Genomic DNA, 19,273 nt, shown 5'->3' with positions numbered 1-19,273 from the left:
AAAATTTATTCTTGAAAAACAAGCAAAATTACAATTCAATTGCTGCTTGCACTTGCAAGTTAGTGAAACCTGCAACTTTTTTACTGTCTTCAGGGTTGAGGCGAATTTTCACTTCCACAACTCGGCTATCTAAGTTTTCTCCGGGTTGGTTGCTAAAAACGTTTTGGCGGTTTACCTGTAAACCAATGTAGAAAACTTCGCCGCGCAGTTCACCGTTAAATGCTTGACTAGTTACTACTGCTGTTTGTCCGAGTTTGACTTTGCCGATATCTGTTTGATAGACTTCGGCAACTGCAATCATCTGTTGGGTTTGCGCTAAGTCTGCAATACCGTTATCACTCATTTTTTCGCCAACTCTTGTATGAATCTTGAGTATTTGTCCGGTCATTGGCGCTCTGATATAAGCTGCTTGTAAGTCAGTTTGGGCGCGTTTGAGTGAGGCGATCGCATTTTCAACTTCCATTCTGGCGGCTTGCACATCCACAGGGCGGACTTCCGCAATACTGGTGAGTGTGGCTTTGGCTTCGCTGACTTGCTTGTTACCCGTGGTGTTCAGCCGCGCCAGGGAAACTTTAGCTTCCGCTAGTTGTCTGCTGGCTGTGGAGTTAATTCGCGCCAAAATTGCGTTGGCTTCGTCTAGTTGTTGTTTTGCTGTCTCGACAATCAGGCGTTTACTGTCAAAGGCTGAGTTAGAAATTGCGCCTTCGGTATATAGTTTTTGATAACGTTGATATTCGGCTTGGGCGTTGTTTAATTCTGCTTCTAGCCTTCTAATTGCGGCTGCTTGGGCGATTCTATCACCTTCCCATTGGGCTTCGATGCGGGCGATCGCTTCTCGTTGTCCAATGGAATCTCCTACAGATTGAGCTTGTAAGCGTTCGATGCTGGCTTGTTGTGCCAGAATTTCTCCAGTTTTTGCACCAGCTTTGACTTGATCAAGTTTGGCTTGAGCCACACGCACTTGTTTCTCAGATTGGAATACCGCAGTTTCTAAGCGATCGCGTGAATCTAAAATTGCCACTATCTGCCCAGGTTGAACAATATCACCTTCTTGGACACGCATTTCCTGGACGCGATCGCCATCTAAAACCAATGGTGCAGATAAGCTAATTACTTCTGCTTCTGGTTCTAGTCTGCCTAAAGCTGTGACTTTTGGTGCAGATGTCGTTACTGTCGGTTCCTGAGACGCAGTTCGCCCAATTTCCCCAAACTGGGAAATGCCATAAATTACAATTCCACCTGTAATTGCAGTAGCCGCAATGACTAAACCCAGTAATTTTTTATTGGCTGGTTTCAATAATAGATTTTGTCCCATAATCCCCTCTAAAAAATGAAATATCTAATTAACAGAACTAGTGATATTTTGTTGCAAATAAACAGTCAACATTTTTCCTAGTAAAGCGCATTGTTCAACAAAATCAATTGTTTCGTTACCACATAATTTCTCCAGAATTAACCCATTAATAAAGCTCAAGACAAAAGAGGCTAAAACTTGATCTTGAACTCCCAGAAACTTACAGGCAGCTTGTTGATAACGCTGATTAGCACCCTTAAAAACACTGCTCTGATGCCGCATTGTCTTGTAATCTTGGTGCTGGCAAAAATCAACCCAAACAAACGTCCATTTAATAAAATAATCTTCGTTCTTAACGAGATATCTGCCTAAAGCTGCCATTGCTTCTGATAGAGTTTCCTTCCCTTCTAATTCCGCTAAAGCTGCACTTACATCCTGTTGCGAAATCTCTTCTACTAATTGTTCAAATAACGCCTCTTTACTAGAAAAGTAGTGATACAAAGTCCCCGTTGAAACCCCCATTCCTTGAGCAATCTGGCGCATAGTAACGGAGCCATAACCTTTTTGAGCAAATAAATCAAAGCATTTGCACAGAAGTTCTTTGCGGTATTGGTCATGGTCAACAATCTTGGGCATGGGTCAATTATTATTTATATCGAACGCTCGTTATTTATAATTTACTAGCAAAGGTATGCTTAGGCAAGACGTTCATCAAAACAAGCACTACTCCAAAAAAAATGAACCGTTCCTAATCTGATGCAGTGTTGTTGAAATAGGCGAATTGCTTAGTGCAAGAAGACTATTAGCTGTAATTACTAAATTTATACTGGTATACACTTCTTAATGTATTCTTTAATATCAGTCCTGTCAAGGAGAAATAAAGATGCAGTTAGACAAAAGTAAAATTGTAGCCTTACAAGGCTCAAAGGCTGCACAAATAGTATGTTGTGCCTCATTTAACGACCCAACATACTAACGATTTTGGGGCTGTTTTCCTTAACGGTTAACAGTACTCATATCAGAGTAGCGTTCTCCTGCTGTTATGCCTTTGGGTGCCGCAGCTTCAAGGCGATTTAAATCTTCTGGTGTCAGATTAATCTCAGTGGCGGCGATATTTTCTTCTAAATAAACACGGCGTTTTGTACCAGGAATAGGAATAATATCTTCGCCTTGAGCTAACAACCAAGCTAGAGCAAGTTGACTGGGTGTTACGCCTTTTTCTGTGGCGATCGCTTTTACTTGGTCAACTAATTGCAAATTTTTGTAAAAATTATCACCTTGAAAACGGGGAGCATTACGGCGATAGTCATCAGCAGCCAAATCATCAGGGCTAGTGATCGCACCGGATAAAAATCCCCGTCCTAGTGGACTGTAAGCCACAAATCCAATTCCCAGTTCGCGGACAGTGGGTAAAATTTCGTCTTCAGGTTCACGACTCCAGAGGGAGTACTCTGTTTGTAGTGCGCTAATGGGATGAACTGCTTGCGCCCGTCTAATTGTTGCAGGAGCCGCTTCAGACAGTCCTAAATAGCGTACTTTACCTTGCTGGACTAATTCTGCCATTGCGCCTACAGTGTCTTCAATTGGCACATTAGGGTCAACCCGATGCTGATAGTACAAATCAATAACCTCAACTCCCAAGCGTTGCAGAGAAGCATCACAAGCTTGATGAACATATTCTGGGCTACCGTTAACACCTTTCCAACCGCCATCTTCAGTCCGAACATTACCAAATTTGGTTGCTAAAACTACTTGATCACGATGCTGTTTAATTGCTTTGCCGACTAATTTTTCATTGGTAAACGGCCCGTACATATCAGCAGTATCGAGAAAATTCAACCCCAGTTCTAAGGCTCGATGAATAGTGGCGATCGCTTCTTGTTCATCACGACCACTATAAAATTCAGACATCCCCATACAACCAAGTCCGAGTTGAGAAACTACCAATCCTTGCTTGCCGAGTTTTCGAGTTTTCACAAAAATATATCCTTCTGGTTAAACAAAACACTGCTATTTAGCAGTATTTTACTCATCCAGTCATCTAGCCAAAGAAATACTTAGTCTTCAATATAGGACTCATGTTTGATGGTTGAAAAAAACAGTACATTTTTATCTACTTTATTTGCTGTTTCCTCCCTACACAAGTATTTTTGGTAATCACGCTAGATTTTTATAGTATCTAATTTATCGGAATGATCTAAAAATAATTCATTTAATTTCAAATAATAAATATTGCAATAATGAGACACTAAATCTAAGATGATTTGTAATAGTTTCTGCAACCTACATTTACTACTTGAGGAAATTTAAACTACTCAATTAGTGAATCTTTATTTTAGTTGCTTACCTAATTTAAGAAACAATTATGTTTAATTCAAAAATCAACTGGCTGTTGCCTGTAGCTTTAACTATAGTTAGTTTAGGGTCGAACTTACAAACTGTAAAAGCACAGAGTTCAGATAAATCTTATATATTTAGTGCAGATTACACTACTTCAGTTATCATTGATCCAAGCTTTAGACCAGAGTTAGGTATTGTCAGAGCAACCATTACGGGTGAAAGTGTAGAACCTGTTCCTTATGAATTAAACTTTTTTATTAGCAATACCTACGGTAAACTTAACCCTATTGAAAACCCAGCAATCAACCGATATACCTTTAATTCTGATCCTAGGGTATTTGGTTTAGATGAAGAACCAATACTTGCTGATAGGTATTATGGCGGTACTAATGAATTATTTGGAACAGCCAGTGACAGCGCGGAAATTAACTTTGCGGAAGGTACTATCAGGGGTGGTGGTACTATAACTATTTCTGGTGGTAAAGGCTTATTCAAGAATGCTAAAGGGACGATAACTTTTACCCAGCAAGACAGGCTGAATCCACCCGGAACGCCTTCTCAAGGGTTGGCTAAATTGAACTTTAATTTGCAAACTTCTCAGCCAGTTCCAGAACCAAATGCAAGTATAACCTTCATTGGTATGACTGTAATTGGAATTGCTTTACGAATCAAAGGCAATATTCGCCGCAAAGATAATAGTTCAATTTTTTAAAGTTATGAAGTATTACCCGAATGATGAGGGTTGCACTCCGCATTACATAAAAATATATTCCGGTAATATTACTAAATAAGCAAAAAAATGTGTTATGCTGTCTAAGCAGGATTACATAAAGTAAAAAACCTGCGTATGCAGGCTTTTAGGTTAGTTAAAGCTAAGTAAAGCGTAGAGATTTTTGCCATAAGCAAATTAGAGCAGAAAAGACCCTTAATCTACTCTTAATATCTATGAGCATTTTAGTCAGCATTTAATTGTGATATTTTTAGTCAACCAACTTTGTTTTAGAAGTCAAAGCGATCGCTAACTTATTACAACTTCTGTCCTGTATATATTGAGCGAACTTCACCGTTACGACGAATAATTGCTTCTCCGTTATTGACCTCTACTAATGTCCAGCCACTAGTACCAATAGTTTCGCCAATGTTGATGCGCCGTGTCACACCATCAACTTGAAATAACGCCGCAGATTTCTTCCCTAATTCTAGTACACCTTCTAAGGTATGACTTGGAATCGGTTGGGTGCTTGGTGATGCAGCTAAACTGGCGACAGGAGGTGATGCAGCCCGCAGTGGTGCAACTGGTAATGCGGGAATTGGATTTGCAGATTGTCGTACAGTAATCGGGGCGGTACGCACAGCTACGGGTTTGAGGTCTGTACGCACAGCAGCAGCCAACATATTGACACTGACAGGTTTAGCTGGTTGCTTGACAGTATTTAAAGCAGTTTTGACAGCATTAAGCTGAGTTGTTTGTTGAGCATTGGCTATGGGCGGTAAAGCTATGGGAGTTCCAGGGAGCCTTGGTAGCCCGTAGCGCATAGGTGACGGCGCTTGATAAACGGGAATATAGATGCGTTCGACAACGTTACTTGCAGAACGGTTAGGGGTAGGTGCTGTGTTGTTGGATGTTAGGGGAGATGGTAAGTTACCAATTGGTGAACTACCAGCATAGGCAACCGAATTAGGGTTAGAAGTTATCCGGTTGTTGATTCCAGTGCGAAAAGATGTTTGATTGGTTGTTTGGCTTTGCTGATCGATGATGGCTAATGAACCCAGCATATAGTCAGCTAAATCTGCCTCAATATCTGCGCGTGTAGGTATTTGCGCCCCTGAAACCAAGAAGTTCTGCTGGGTAACTTTGCCAGTCACAAAAGAGAGAAATTCAGCGCGTAGTAGATAAATCGTACCAGCGATCGCTATTCCAATGGCAGTTCCTAAAATCACCAGTTTGCGAAAAGCAAGTCTGATTTTTTTCGGTCTTCTGATCCCGGTAGCCATCGCCGGGGTATCAACTACAACTGTACTGGCGTGGGGATTTCTAATTTGGGGAACGCTTTGGACAGTGTGGTTCAACGCATTTGGCAAGACAATCTGCGGTATATTCAGTGTTTGCAGAGGCTCGTAGTCTGAGTAATACCAATCGTTTACAGATGTTTCTTCTCTAGAACGCTGTGGGATGCGACCACCATACCTGACAGTATGGGAAGACAAAGTGCCACTGCCATCTAAAATATCGTCAATATCGGCAAACAGATCATCCATCAAGCCATCAGCATAAATGTCTATTGACCAAGGCTCGTTGGTAATTAATTCTTCTGATGGCTCCGGAACGATGAGATGGGTGTTGAATTCTTGTAACATAGGCATGATTTTGGGTTTCGTTTGCCAGGATTAAGTAATGCTCTTAACACCTGGAAATCAGGGTTTTGCAAAGATATCAAACTGCCAGCCTAAACTTGACGAGTTTATTTTTATGTGGTATTAAATTCAACTGTAGTCTGGAGATGGTTAGTGATGCCAGTTATGAATTCGTGTCATCGATCATACCAATCTCCTCCCTTCTACTATACTCACGCTTGTTAAAACTTTAAGTTACGTTAACGCTGGAAAGTCTTTCTGGCGCTTTGTTTTACGCAATTCTAAATATATTAACAGTGCGTTAATATCCGCAGGATTCACACCCCCTATACGGGCGGCTTGGCCAATAGTCAGTGGTTTTACCTTAGTTAATTTTTCCCGTGCTTCTTTAGAAAGGGTATCAATTTTAGCGTAATCTAAATCCGCAGGTAGCTGGCGGTGTGCTTGACGGGCAGTTTGTTCAATTTGGTTTTGTTGTCTGGCGAGATAGCCAGAGTATTTGATGTCGATTTCTGCGCCTTCTTTCTCCGCTATGGTCAGGCTGGGATTGTTTAAACCGTATCTTTCTAGGTCAACATAATGAAATCCTGGTCGCCGCAGCAAGTCAGCCAAAGTAATAGAACCTTTGATGGCTTGTTGGGTATTAGTGGCGATCGCTTTGCCAATTTCATCATGTTCTTTGATGCGGCTGGCGTATAACCGTTCTTTTTCCGCAGTAATTTGGGCTTGTTTGCTGGTGAATAATTCCCAACGGCGATCGTCAATCAAGCCAATTTCCCGCCCCAAGGGTGTTAGGCGTTGGTCAGCGTTATCAGAACGCAACAGCAAGCGATACTCGGAACGACTAGTCAGCATCCGGTAAGGTTCTCGCAAGTCTTTCGTACATAAATCATCCATTAATGTACCGATGTAACTTTGCTCACGGGGAAATACAGTCATTTCCTGACCGTGAACCAACCTCGCCGCGTTAATTCCAGCTACAATTCCTTGGGCTGCGGCTTCTTCATATCCTGTTGTCCCGTTAATCTGCCCAGCACAAAATAACCCGGCAATCTTCTTTGTCATCATTGTGGGATAACACTGGGTCGCTGGTAAATAATCATACTCGACTGCATAGGCTGGGCGCAGCATTACACAGTTTTCCAAACCAGGGAGACTCCGCAGCATTTGCACCTGCAAATTTTCTGGCAACCCAGTAGAAAAACCTTGAATATATAGTTCGGGAATATCACGCCCTTCTGGTTCAATAAATATTTGGTGACTTTCTTTATCAACAAAGCGGACAATCTTATCTTCAATACTGGGACAATAACGAGGGCCTTTCGCCTCTACCCAACCACCATAAACAGGCGATAAGTGCAAATTCTCTTGAATTAAGCGGTGGGTGGCGGCAGTGGTACGGGTCATGTAACAATGCATTTGTTCCCGTTCTACCCATACATCTGGGTCAAAACTAAACCAGCGAATTTCCGCATCTCCAGGCTGGATTTCCATTTTACTGTAGTCTACCGATCGCTTATCTACCCGTGCGGGTGTCCCAGTTTTCAATCTTCCTGTTTCAAACCCCAAGCGATTTAAGGTTTGTGTCAAACCCTCAGCCGCAAATTCTCCTGCGCGTCCCGCCGCCATTGATTTGTTACCCACCCAAATCTTGCCGCCTAAGAAAGTACCCGTGGTTAAAATGACTGCTTTACATTGAAAAGTCACACCGAAATAAGTTTCTACGCCAACAACTTCATCGTTAGCGCCCAAAACTAAATCTGTCACCATCCCTTCCCGGATGCTCAAATTTTCTTGATTTTCGACAATAGCTTTCATCACCGCCGCATATTCGCGCTTGTCTGTTTGGGCGCGTAATGCCCATACAGCCGGTCCCCGTGAAGAGTTGAGGATACGCTTTTGTAAATATGTGCGGTCTGCTACTTTGCCAATTTCCCCACCGAGGGCATCTACTTCATGGGTTAACTGAGATTTAGCCGGGCCACCCACCGCTGGGTTACAAGGTTGCCAAGCAATTTTATCTAAATTAAGTGTTAATAGCAGAGTCCGACAACCAAGACGGGCAGCGGCCAGGGCGGCTTCACAACCGGAGTGACCTGCACCGACGACAATGACATCATAAGCGTCTTGGAATTCAACACAATTGTGCATGGTCATACTTATACAACAGAGAGCTAAGAGTCATTGATATTTTAGCTGATCGAGTGCTTTCCAGGATGCGCCTTGTTAATAAAAAAGCTATCAAAAGAAATAGTTATATAGTAGTAGTGAATTTCTCAAATTTAGAAATTATAATTATTAACTAAGTTCGGAGAAACAAATTTAGTTTATTTTAGCTTATTTGTCTCAAATGCGACTGCTTTTATAGTACTTATGCAGAGCATACTAATGAAATATATTTACAAGCTTAAAGAATTAATGAAACGTCTAATTAAAAAAGCAAGATTTATTTTAACTGCTATTTTTATTTGTTTGGCATTGGTAGCTAGTAATAGTATCCAACACAATCAAATAGTTGCAAATGATCCATCAACAAATCAATGCTTAGTTGCAGCAGTGACTGGCTGTAGTGCTAATGCTCAAGAACCAAGTATTCCTAGCCAGCCTGTAACTGAGGAAGAGCGTTTTGTTGCGGCAATTATGCCGAAATTAAAAGTAATGCCCGCCCCTGGAAGTTTTGAATATACTTTATTACGTTCCTATGGGGCTGCATTCATCAATCCAGCCGATGATGTGAAATTGCCACCAAAATTGATTTTTGATAATGAAGAAGATACGAAAGAATTCCAATCACAACTAACACTAGAGAAAGTTGTGGGAACAAATGAATGTTATTTACAAAAATCAGCAGCAGACGCTTTAAACAAAGCCAGAACACAGTTGAATATTCCTTTGAAGTCTGGATATGGTGCTAGTGATTGTCTGCGAAGTTTTGCCACGAACTTAAGATTTTGGCATAAATATGCGAATAACCAAACTTTAGAAAAAGTAAAAGAAGGTAAAGAAACTGCAATTTTGGGGTTAGTTGCACCACCAGGGACATCACAGCATCTTTGGGGATTGGCAATTGATTTAGGTGTATTTAATCCTCAACAAAGACAAATTTTAAATCAAAATGGTTGGTTCCAAACTGTAGTCAAAGATGTACCTCACTGGACTTATCTTGGTGTAGCAGCAGAAGATTTGCCGAAGTTGGGTTTTAAAAATCAAGTTATTAAAGGAATTACTTATTGGTTAACACCTCTTTAAACAGGGAACAGGATTTTTAATAGACTTCTTGCACAAATTTTATAAAACGCGAATTTAAAACCTCACACATTCGCCGCCAGGCGTTCCGCTTGCGGTAGGCGCAAAGACGCAAAGGTTTACGGAAAATTCACTTGCTTAGTAGGCACAATCTGATTCATGTAAGAGGTCTAATCTTGATAAGTTTTTCGTAGTACTTCTTCTATTGAACCTAACTTTTGAAACATCTCTATTAATTTATGTGATTTGCTATTGCGCTGCTCTAACATTACTTTTAAGGGTGTTAATAACTTAAGATCAGGGTCATTATTCAAGGCAAGTTCAGCAGCTTGAATAACTTTTTTGGCGTTGTTAAAAATATCTTCATTGTCAAAGCCTTCTTTGGCAGAAAGCTCATGTAAGGCTGTGTCGGGTGTAGTCACTCTACCCTGTAAAGTTTCATCTAATATCAAACCTTTTAATAATGCTAATAACGCCCCATAAATATTAAAATCATCGCAACTATCAAAAGCTTTAAATTCGATGCGTCCGATTTCTGCGGGAATGCGGGCGACTTTTGTTAATGATGGGACACTAAGAATTAATTGTTCTGCCTTTTCCACAAACACTAGAGTTGCTGAACGTTTTCCTGTTCTGATAAAAGTTCTCACCGAAAGTCCTTCCCATAAACTTCCATCGTAAAAAGGAGAACTATAAGTAAAAGGGACAATATAGGGACTGTAATAAGTTAACTTTTGACCAATATCAATTAAACGTTCAGTAGACATATCTGCTACAGAAATATTTAAATCTGGCCCGTAGCTAACCATATAAATATTAGCCGTTTGTTCATCAGGATAAGCTTGTAGTTGTTTAATTTCGTAATCATTTAATGGGGGTTGAGGGGAAAAAACAGTTTTATAAGGGTTAAAACTAGCTAAAACTGGTATATATCCAAAACTCTCTGCTACCTCTCGCAGTAAATGAAAACTTTCGGATAATTCTTTGACGGCACCTTGAATAGTAGTATGTATAGTTGTTCTAATTTCGATACCTTTAGCTGAACAATCGATTGGTTGATCAGAGTCAGCAAATCTTTCAAACCCTTCGATATACCATCTTTTCTGTTTAATCCCCGCATCCCCTACTCGCAGTTGAGGATAGTCGCTGGGGTAGGTAGGCAATTTTTCTACAATTTGAGCAAAATCAGCAAACTTAGTGTGAGTAAAATCGGCAAACTTTCCTTCTTGGTTTAAGAATGCCACTTCATGTTCAATGCCAAAATAAAACATCGCTTATATGGGGATAAGTTTAATTAGAAAAAATTCTCAATTAAGAGTATTTTAACTTGCAGCGTCATCAGGAAGCGATCGCGTATAACTTGTAGTTAGGAAAATAGCAAATCTTAAAAGCCTGTTAGTTAACGGCACAATCAGCTACCTTCAAGGGTAGCCTAGTATTCACTGGGAGAAGTTTGAGGCTTAAGTGTATGACTAGTGTTGTGAAATCCCCATATAGTAGTGAACAAATTGCCGCTTGGTTACGTGGACTGTTGACAATTGCTTGGGCAGATGGCAACTTTGATGACCATGAACAGCAATTCATTGCCAGCTTCACTAAAGAAGAATTAGCACCTAGCTTAAAATGGGAGTCTTTAGAGGTAATTACTCCAGAGGACTTAGCCGCCGCGTTAGGTAAAGGTACACCAGCCGCCGAAAATTTTTTACGTACAGCTGTGATGGTAGCGATCGCTGATGGTACATATTCTTCTAGCGAAGATCAAGTTCTACACCAATTTTGCCAAGCTTTAGGACAACCAGAAGACATCATTGAAGCCTTGCGTCATACCCTAGAGGTACAAGTACACGACCATCTGGTTTCTGCACCAGGTCTATCTCAACTACCGCCTCATTTACCACTCAACTCTCTACGCGAGTGGTTAGATGGGTTAGATGTACAAGACCCCAGAGTTGCCCGGTTCTTATGTAAAATGATTCCTTCTCAGTGTCCCTTTGAACGAGATGTTACTTTATTTGGACGCAAAATTGTTCACATACCACCTTTGTGTAAGATTAATCCACTTTATGAACAACTTGTAGGTTTACGCTTCCGCGCCCTCTCCTATTTAGCAGATGATTGCGGTGAGGATGTCACACCATATATTTGATGCTTTATTACCTGTAACACGATAAAGCCTCTGTGTACGGCATACCATGTGTCCATCAAAACAGTATCAAATGGTAAAAGCTGATGATATACAAGGTTTTGCCGTATGTCTTTCACATTGTCTATCTTGGTTTTCCCATCGACATCAGATCAAATTAATACTAATTTACTGCTAACTAGCAATCGCATTATGATAGTTGCGTAAGTCCTATTATCAATTTATTTTTTCATAATGAGTTTTTGGCATTATTTTTATTTCTGATAACTTTTCCCGGACTAATAAACGAAATTCCTTGCTGAAAGTCAGTTCCAATCATCACAGCTTCAACTATCGGCTCAGATATTTCTGTTGATGACACCCACTCGACAATAAAATTTGCCCCGACACCACCTCGACTATCATTGCGATTCACAAAAAATTCTGTAGAAGCCAGCGCCTCAAGTTGAATCGGGTTTTCTAAATATTGCTCAATTAATTTGCCGTTGGAGTCATAGTAGCGCACAGAAGTAATAATTAGAGGATTAGCCACATCTGTATTCCGAATACTGAGTGTAGCGGCTAAGTTAAAAATTTCCTGTCGATTATGATGATATATCTCAGAATAGATAGGAACGTAAATAGTTTGACCCGTTGCTATCCGAAAATTTTTATCTAACGTCACTATTTTGTGTGCCTGACTACTTTGAATCGGCTTTGTTTGTAACTTAAGAGAATTTTCAGATGCTTGACAAGCAGCCAGGAAAATAACAGTAATTACTAAATAAATCCGGGGATCAAACTTCATATAAACTATTGATAACCTTCGAGAAAGCCAATAACTGGATGTACAGCTTGTTTGATATTTTCAACTCTGAGGCACATCAACAACACGCCAATCTTGAATACCCCAACGCTGAAGAATTGGTTCAGCATGAAGAATATCTGCTGCTGTGCCTTCTATCGTTACCAAATAATTGCCTTGGAATACTTGATCATTATAAAGTTGCGCCGCTTCTTCAGGAATAAACCAACCTCGTAACGCACCTATCATTCCACCCGCCGCTGCACTAGCACCACTTCCTAAAAGTGTGGCTAAAGCAGATTCGACAGCTAGTGCTGGGACAAACCCAGGAATGAACAAAATGCCAAAACCTGCGACTAAGGTAAGTAAGCCTGCTGTTCTCGCACTGGCTAATGCACCGATCGCCGCCCCTTCCGATTGAGTAATATTACTTTCTCTTGTATTGGTATCATCAAGTTCAGGCTGGCGAGTAATGACAGAAATCTTATCCATCGCAAAGCCAGTATTTTTTAACTCTTCGAGTGCCTGTAGCGTAATTTGGCGATCGCGCAATATGCCAATAGCGTGTTGGCATTGACCTGAAGCCATTTTACCTCCTAAAAACAAACACATGGATGTGCTGGATTTGTTTTTAGTATTAGCAATAAATATGACCACAAAATGACTATCTATAGGTCAATAGTAAGTACTTGATAGGATGAAAACTTTAAAAGTTACTGACAAAGAATCTTGTATTAATTACTACTAATTCATTAAATATTTAATAGCTTTATAATTATTGACTTTTATTTACAACATTTAGTAACTACATCAAGTATACTTTTAACTCTTGCTGCTCACCACAACAATATACATCTCACGAAAACGCGCAAATTTATAATTTTTTCCGTAATCATTGGTAGTGACACTGAATTACTAAAAAGCATTTCTGAACAAGTAGTTAATTGGGATACTCATAACCAATGAATTCAGTTAATAATTTCTCTTAAATCTATTGACACTAAGATATTTCACCAGCTACAACAACTCAAATGAAGAAAGAAAGAATTCATGAAAATTAGTGATAAATCAAAATTTCCGCATTAAAATTTATGAGTTATTGACTCATTCATAAACTTATTTACGCTTATCTATTAAAACGATAGTAAGCATAAATTTCCCCGAAGTAAAGCAACAAAAATGACCTAGCTATTACTTAAAATAATCATTGATATTGTCCCCAAAGAATAGAGGTTAAAACCACAATGAGACACGAAAAACTTTCTCCTGGGCTGCTGTTGGCAGTTGAAGATTATCAAAATGAAGGGCTGCCAGCTTTAATGACACACAAGCGATCGCTGGGGATCATGGCACCCAAAAGTATTGTTAAGCCTACCAAAAGTCTGGTTTTTATCTACTGCGAAGATGACGCAGATTTAAGCCACTTGGCACAATATGGCATAGAAGTGAATCAGAATGTCGGTCATGTACGTACAGCTTTCCTCCCCATTGAAAGTTTAGATGCTTTATCTGAAGAACCGGCAATCCAGCGGATTAAACCATCGCGCAAACTAAAACTGCGAATGGATGTGGCACCCCAAGCCGTGAAGTTACCAGAATTTAAGAACAAAACTGGACTGACTGGCAAGGGTGTGATTATCGGTGTAGTTGACAGTGGTATTGACCCAAAACATCCGGCTTTTGCTGGACGGATTTTACGCTTATGGGATCAAACCCTACCAGGGCCAGGAGTGAAAGAAGGTGCCTATGGTGCAGAATTAACAGATGCCTTATTGACCGTTTCCCAAGATACTGATGCTCATGGTACTCACGTTGCAGGTATCGCGTCTGGTGCTGATGCTACCTACGGTGGTGTCGCACCAGACGCAGAATTAGTCATTGTCAAATCTGACTTACAGGATGCCCACATTGCTGATGCTGTCCGCTATGTTTTTCGGGTAGCTGGTGAGTTAGGACGGCCAGCAGTTGTCAATCTCAGCTTGGGTGGACACGCTGATGCCCATGATGGTAGCGACTCCCTCTCTAAAGTTATTGACGCAGAGACAGGCCCTGGCAGAATTGTTTGCTGTGCAGCTGGTAACGAAGGTAACGATAATATTCATAGTCAAGCCACCATAACCAGTGGACGAATGAAAGGAATGCGGTTTAATGTGCCGTTAAATCAAGTCAATATTGTCTGGTTGAATGCTTGGTATTCCAAAGACAGCCAATTAGAAGTTTCCTTACGCAGTCCTAACGGTTTTGTCACTCCTTTCCAAAAAATTATTCCTAACGGGAACCCAACAGTAGATCATCAACTCCCTGATGCAAGGGTGGAAATTGTCACGCCTGGCCCAGATGCCGCCAACGGTGACTATAATTTCTTCGTGCAGATTCGCGGCAACGGCCCCTCGCCAGTGATGGGAGGTATTTGGCAGCTACGCGTCCGCAACACATCTTCTAACGATACCCGTCTGGATGTATGGACATTAGATGATACTTCCTCAGTGTTTTTTACGGGTACTAGTGTTAAAGATTCCCTTAAAATTGGTGCGCCTGGATGTGCTGATAGTGCAATTACTGTTGCTGCCTATACCACCAAAGTTAAGTACACAGATATTGATAACCAAGTGCGCGAAATGGGTTTAGAACCCAATTGCATTTCTGAGTTCAGTAGTGAAGGGCCGTTACGCAATGATGCCCAAAAACCGGATGTTGCTGCACCTGGCGCAATGATTGTGTCTGCGCTGTCTTCTAATGCTAACGCTGACCGTTCGATGACGATTAATTCTAAATTTCTAGCGATGGCTGGCACTAGTATGGCGACTCCTTTTGTTACAGGGTTAGTAGCGTTATTGTTGCAGCGCGATCGCAATTTAGATCCCCAAGCCATCAAAGAGTTATTCCGCAAAAACAGTTCAATTCCTGGCAAACCAGCCGGAACATTTGATCAAAAATGGGGTTATGGGCTAATCAATACTGAGAATCTGTAATAAGGCGTATAGATTTGTGTATTACGTCTGTATAAGGGTAGGTAATCAAAACCTCAAAATTTGATAGCTTAGTGTTAGGCCAGTCTTAAACTGCCTACCCTTTTACCAAGGAAATACTTATGAACTATCAGAAGCTAGGCGCAGCACTGGCAGGCGCACTTAATGATGTTCAAGATCCAGCCACACCAAGTTTAACGGTATTCATTCATACTGAACCAATTTCGGAAGAGGCGATCGCAGTTTTACAAAGTCTCGATATTAGTGATGTTACTAGCGATAAAGATACTTTTACTGCCACATTATCAGCAAACGCGATTTCGCAGCTATCAGAACAACCTTGGGTAACATCCTTACAACTCTCCCAACAGTTACATTTGCTCAATGGTGGAAAAAGAATGCAGAGTTTTAAAATTTGAAAAGTGAATTAAAGCTATAGCAGCTTATGCGAGAAGTTTTATGTCCGAATAAAGCAAAAAATTTCCCGTTATTAGCTGTAGTAATAACGGGAATTAATAAAATTTTCTATAAACTTTAGCAATTATCGAGTAGCCACTTGTGGCCCTGACCACACTTCTGTCTGATCACCAAAAGTAACAGGCTGATCAGCATCTGTTGTATCTACTGTCTTGCCATCAGTAGCAACTTTTACCAGAGGCCAGTTCTCTTCACCCATTTCTCCTTCGCGGAACAGTACATGATCTGGTTGATTTTTACTCCAACCTAGAAGCACTGCAATCTTTTCATGCTCTTCGTCCTGACGAGTTGGAGCAACAGTGTTAGTGTGATTTTTTTGTCGATCCCAGATGACTGCATGATCTGTAGCGTCACCTGTATTGAATACACCCTCAAACTTACGTGCTAAAAAGCGATCGCTTTTTTCTGACCAGCTAACAGGAACCAATACCCCAATTTTGCCATTTTCTTGGATCTGTTCTGGAGGCGCAACATTAGTATGTAATAGGGGATCTTTAACTTGCGACGTTGAAGCCATCACCCGCAATTTTTTAGTTTGTCTATCTTCAACAAACATCGTACTGCTAACACGACTGTTATACATTTCCGGTTTAATTTCCATTTGCACCCGGCTGTAAATAGCATACTTTCCATCAGGCGAAACCACAGGTACACTGCGGTAATAACGCACTCCAGAATTACCTTTTGCACCAATCGCCTCCTGTGTCGCCACAATCCATTTCCAGGGAATTGGATGGGGACTACCAATGGGATCTACTTGTTCTGCTTGCTCCTCGTTAGGTATTTCCATTGCAGGTGCATCATTGGTAAATTCTGTTTCTGGCTCTTCGGGGAGTGGTGCAATTCCTGGAATTCGATTTAATGCTGATGATCCGACAAGAGAATTTTTGGCTGATGCAAAATGATCTGCTCGCATTAACGATTCAATCTCAGCAGCTTGGAGTTTTGTCGCTAACTTGAGATCATTAATAGTTATGTTGGGATTAGGAGCCAGTTCTACAGATGCGAAGGGATCGGCAGTAGTTATATCCCCACTTGTATGAGAGCCATTTTTAATTGCATAATCTGCTACTACTAAAGACTCGATTTTTTGTGCTTGGATAAATGGCTGTTCCCCAACGACAGCCAGATTCTGTGGAACTGAAGTAGATTCTCCGGTGCTGGAGTTGTTTGGAGTATCTTGAAACATTTCTGCTAAATCAGGTTCACCAAAATTAGCCGTCTCTTGAGGTACAGCTTCAGATTCTCCAGCGTCAGGAGCAATTTTAGCTACTACTTTGGATTGTTTAGCAGAGGTAGAGTGACCTGATGCGGCAATTAAAGGAGCAATCAGCATCACTACAACAACAGAATTAAGAAATGGTTGCACACGGAACCATCCTGACAGCAAGAGGGGTTTGAGCATGTGTGGACTCTCTAGAAGTGCGGGTGCTGTGTGAGGAGCAATCGATGTCTATGTAGCAAGAAGAAAGGTGATGAATACAGGTATAACAACAAACTCACAGTTTTAACGAGTTGTGAGAAATAATTTTTTTAAACTTGCACAGTGTTACAAAAATTGATTATCATTACCTACACCTTTTGCTTAATAAATTACTCTTTATCTAACGCAGTTCTGCCAGCACAAAATTCATGCAGATTCACGACAAAATTACTGCATAAACTTAATTTTTACGCCTTCAATACATAATTAACCACACCAGAAAACTGGTCATTGATTAAAAGTATTAGACGCATTGTGTTGGCTACAAATACTAGCAGCCTACAGGTAGAGCAAATAGCTGAACTGTTGGGATAGACTTTAGCAACTGCCAAGCCGCAGGAGGCTCCCCTATGTATCCCTGCTACAACAGTGCAGACCCCGGTAACGTTGACAGTGAGTGAGGCGTTACTTTAAAAGCTGGGAAAGCTGACGCACAACATATGATACTCGAAAAACAGAGTTAGTATCCACCCCTGGGAGTAAATTAATATCTAACTGTAACAATTGCAAAAGCGCAGCTAGAATTGTACCTGCATTTTGGAAAGACCGGTCAAACAGCTTTGCTGGAGTAAACCTGGCAAAGCCCGTTTTTGTTTCTAGCTGAATCAGCCTACTGACAAAATATCAAGTTGATATCAGGTTATCAACATATTGGGTTAAATTATTCTTAGTTTATCAATAAAACTCAGTTTCGCCAACTTTATGTAGAAAATAGGGAGTAAAGAGGATAATAATAAATAGCTAAGTAATTATTACCTATTGACTATTAACAATTGATGCTTGATTAATGAAAGTTGTATTTTTTGGTACTCCTGAATTTGCTATTCCTACCCTCGAAAAATTACTGAATCATCCAGAATTAGAAATTTTGGCAGTAGTTACGCAACCAGATAAACGTCGAGAACGGGGAAACAAACTTACTCCCTCCCCGATAAAAACACTTGCTCTCAATTATAATTTGCCAGTGTGGCAACCAGAGCGAATCAAAAAAGATCGGGAAACTTTAGCCAAACTGCAACAAACAGAAGCCGATGTATTTGTTGTGGTAGCTTATGGGCAGATTTTGTCCAAAAAAATCTTGAATATGCCCAAGTTGGGTTGCATTAATGTACATGGGTCAATTTTACCGAAGTATCGTGGTGCGGCTCCGATTCAATGGTGTCTCTGTAATGGTGAATCAGAAACGGGAATTACCACAATGTTAATGGATGTTGGGATGGATACAGGAGATATGCTACTTAAAGCAACCACACCCATTGGATTGTTAGATAATGCTGATAATTTAGCTGAGAGACTAGCCACAATTGGAGGAGATTTATTAATAGAAACTTTGCTGAAACTGAAGCTAAAAGAAATTCAACCAGTTCCGCAAAATAACGCAGAAGCTACTTACGCACCTTTGATTCAAAAGCAAGATTACGAGTTAGATTGGTCAAAGAGTGCTATACAATTACACAATCAAATTCGCGGGTTTTATCCTAACTGTTTGACCACTTTTCGCAACCAGACTCTCAAAATTACAGCCACCCTTCCCCTTGGTTCTGCTTACGCGGAAGAAATACCACCAGATTTAGCAAAAATATGTCAAAAATTGCCTGATTTATCCAATATATCTGGTAGCCCAGGCGAAATAGTCAGCATTGCCAAGGGAATAGGAGCGATCGCCCAAACTGGTGCAGGTTTATTATTATTACGGGAAGTCCAGTTAGCTGGTAAACGTCCCCAGTCGGGATGGGATTTTGTTAATGGGACGCGTTTAACAATAGGCGAAGTTTTGAAATAATTATGAATTACAAAATTTCCGACTTCATACTTTCATAGTAGCGACAATCCTGGCAAGGGCCGTGGGGATTGACTGCACAGCGCACAATTTCCGAATTAGCGTTATATACACAAGTTGCATCACCAACCACCCAGCGTCCATCGACCAGAGTTTTTTCTGCGGGTCTTTGAGCCGATTGCACGTAGAGAGCTATATTATAAAGTCGATAACGCCCTGATTTAAATTGATATCGATGGCGACGCTCTAGAACAGCGTAGGTTTTACCGTCAAAATCAAGATAGTTTCCTGGTTGGGGTGTCCAGTCAAGTTGCACTTTACCGAGGGACTGACGCGGGTGCGTCAGTATCACCTCGGTTGGTAGAGAGTCTGGCTCCATAAGTTTATGTGATGTGGTTTACA

16 protein-coding genes are annotated in these 19,273 nt (G+C 40.8%); 6 read left to right on the top strand and 10 right to left on the bottom strand.

Annotated features, from left to right (window positions below; genetic code table 11):
* Positions 1-28 precede the first annotated feature (28 nt).
* From IQ244_RS12895 to IQ244_RS12885, 3 genes are all read right to left on the bottom strand, one after another.
* A complete protein-coding gene (locus tag IQ244_RS12895; RefSeq protein WP_193894542.1) occupies positions 29-1,315 on the bottom strand; it encodes an ABC exporter membrane fusion protein in 1,287 nt (428 codons plus the stop codon).
* Between the two features lie 24 nt (positions 1,316-1,339).
* Positions 1,340-1,930 (bottom strand): TetR/AcrR family transcriptional regulator, encoded by a 591-nt coding sequence (locus IQ244_RS12890; protein ID WP_193894540.1) that lies wholly within the window; start codon positions 1,928-1,930, stop codon positions 1,340-1,342.
* A gap of 360 nt (positions 1,931-2,290) precedes the next feature.
* Positions 2,291-3,271: an aldo/keto reductase gene (locus tag IQ244_RS12885; RefSeq protein WP_193894539.1), complete on the bottom strand. Its 981-nt coding sequence runs from the start codon at positions 3,269-3,271 to the stop codon at positions 2,291-2,293.
* A gap of 388 nt (positions 3,272-3,659) precedes the next feature.
* Between IQ244_RS12885 and IQ244_RS12880 the strand changes: the two genes are divergently transcribed.
* Complete coding sequence (locus tag IQ244_RS12880) at positions 3,660-4,346, top strand: hypothetical protein (RefSeq protein ID WP_228058896.1); 687 nt, start codon at positions 3,660-3,662, stop codon at positions 4,344-4,346.
* Positions 4,347-4,660: 314 nt separating this feature from the next.
* Here IQ244_RS12880 and IQ244_RS12875 read toward each other — a convergent pair whose 3' ends face one another.
* Positions 4,661-5,998 (bottom strand): hypothetical protein, encoded by a 1,338-nt coding sequence (locus IQ244_RS12875; protein WP_322746063.1) that lies wholly within the window; start codon positions 5,996-5,998, stop codon positions 4,661-4,663.
* Positions 5,999-6,223: 225 nt separating this feature from the next.
* A complete protein-coding gene (gene mnmG, locus IQ244_RS12870) occupies positions 6,224-8,146 on the bottom strand; it encodes a tRNA uridine-5-carboxymethylaminomethyl(34) synthesis enzyme MnmG (RefSeq protein WP_193894537.1) in 1,923 nt (640 codons plus the stop codon).
* Positions 8,147-8,407: 261 nt separating this feature from the next.
* Between mnmG and IQ244_RS12865 the strand changes: the two genes are divergently transcribed.
* Positions 8,408-9,238, top strand: coding sequence for a D-alanyl-D-alanine carboxypeptidase family protein (locus IQ244_RS12865; RefSeq protein ID WP_193894609.1), 831 nt, complete (start codon positions 8,408-8,410; stop codon positions 9,236-9,238).
* Between the two features lie 167 nt (positions 9,239-9,405).
* Here IQ244_RS12865 and IQ244_RS12860 read toward each other — a convergent pair whose 3' ends face one another.
* Entirely contained in the window at positions 9,406-10,506 is a 1,101-nt protein-coding gene (locus tag IQ244_RS12860) for a glutamate--cysteine ligase (RefSeq protein ID WP_193894535.1), read from the bottom strand.
* A 197-nt stretch (positions 10,507-10,703) separates the two neighbouring features.
* Between IQ244_RS12860 and IQ244_RS12855 the strand changes: the two genes are divergently transcribed.
* Positions 10,704-11,381: a Mo-dependent nitrogenase C-terminal domain-containing protein gene (locus IQ244_RS12855; protein ID WP_193894533.1), complete on the top strand. Its 678-nt coding sequence runs from the start codon at positions 10,704-10,706 to the stop codon at positions 11,379-11,381.
* Positions 11,382-11,607: 226 nt separating this feature from the next.
* Here IQ244_RS12855 and IQ244_RS12850 read toward each other — a convergent pair whose 3' ends face one another.
* Both IQ244_RS12850 and IQ244_RS12845 read right to left on the bottom strand, forming a co-directional pair.
* Positions 11,608-12,165, bottom strand: a complete 558-nt coding sequence (locus IQ244_RS12850) for a DUF3124 domain-containing protein (protein WP_193894531.1) — start codon at positions 12,163-12,165, stop codon at positions 11,608-11,610.
* A 60-nt stretch (positions 12,166-12,225) separates the two neighbouring features.
* Positions 12,226-12,750 carry a hypothetical protein gene (locus IQ244_RS12845; RefSeq protein ID WP_193894529.1) on the bottom strand — a complete coding sequence of 175 codons (525 nt, stop codon included), beginning with the start codon at positions 12,748-12,750 and terminating at the stop codon, positions 12,226-12,228.
* Positions 12,751-13,406: 656 nt separating this feature from the next.
* Here IQ244_RS12845 and IQ244_RS12840 point away from each other — a divergent pair.
* Positions 13,407-15,134: a S8 family peptidase gene (locus tag IQ244_RS12840; protein WP_193894527.1), complete on the top strand. Its 1,728-nt coding sequence runs from the start codon at positions 13,407-13,409 to the stop codon at positions 15,132-15,134.
* A gap of 119 nt (positions 15,135-15,253) precedes the next feature.
* Positions 15,254-15,550 (top strand): hypothetical protein, encoded by a 297-nt coding sequence (locus tag IQ244_RS12835; RefSeq protein ID WP_193894525.1) that lies wholly within the window; start codon positions 15,254-15,256, stop codon positions 15,548-15,550.
* Positions 15,551-15,672: 122 nt separating this feature from the next.
* Here IQ244_RS12835 and IQ244_RS12830 read toward each other — a convergent pair whose 3' ends face one another.
* Positions 15,673-17,013, bottom strand: coding sequence for a hypothetical protein (locus IQ244_RS12830; RefSeq protein ID WP_193894523.1), 1,341 nt, complete (start codon positions 17,011-17,013; stop codon positions 15,673-15,675).
* An 865-nt stretch (positions 17,014-17,878) separates the two neighbouring features.
* On the opposite strand from IQ244_RS12830, the gene fmt reads away from it, so the two are divergent.
* Entirely contained in the window at positions 17,879-18,874 is a 996-nt protein-coding gene (fmt, locus tag IQ244_RS12825) for a methionyl-tRNA formyltransferase (RefSeq protein ID WP_193894521.1), read from the top strand.
* Between the two features lie 7 nt (positions 18,875-18,881).
* Here the strand turns inward: fmt and IQ244_RS12820 are convergent, their stop codons facing one another.
* A complete protein-coding gene (locus IQ244_RS12820; protein WP_193894519.1) occupies positions 18,882-19,250 on the bottom strand; it encodes a DUF6464 family protein in 369 nt (122 codons plus the stop codon).
* Between the last annotated feature and the right edge of the window lie 23 nt (positions 19,251-19,273).

The organism is Nostoc sp. LEGE 06077, from assembly GCF_015207705.1.
Taxonomy (GTDB): domain Bacteria; phylum Cyanobacteriota; class Cyanobacteriia; order Cyanobacteriales; family Nostocaceae; genus Nostoc_B.
This window is presented reverse-complemented; position numbering and strand designations above follow the sequence as displayed.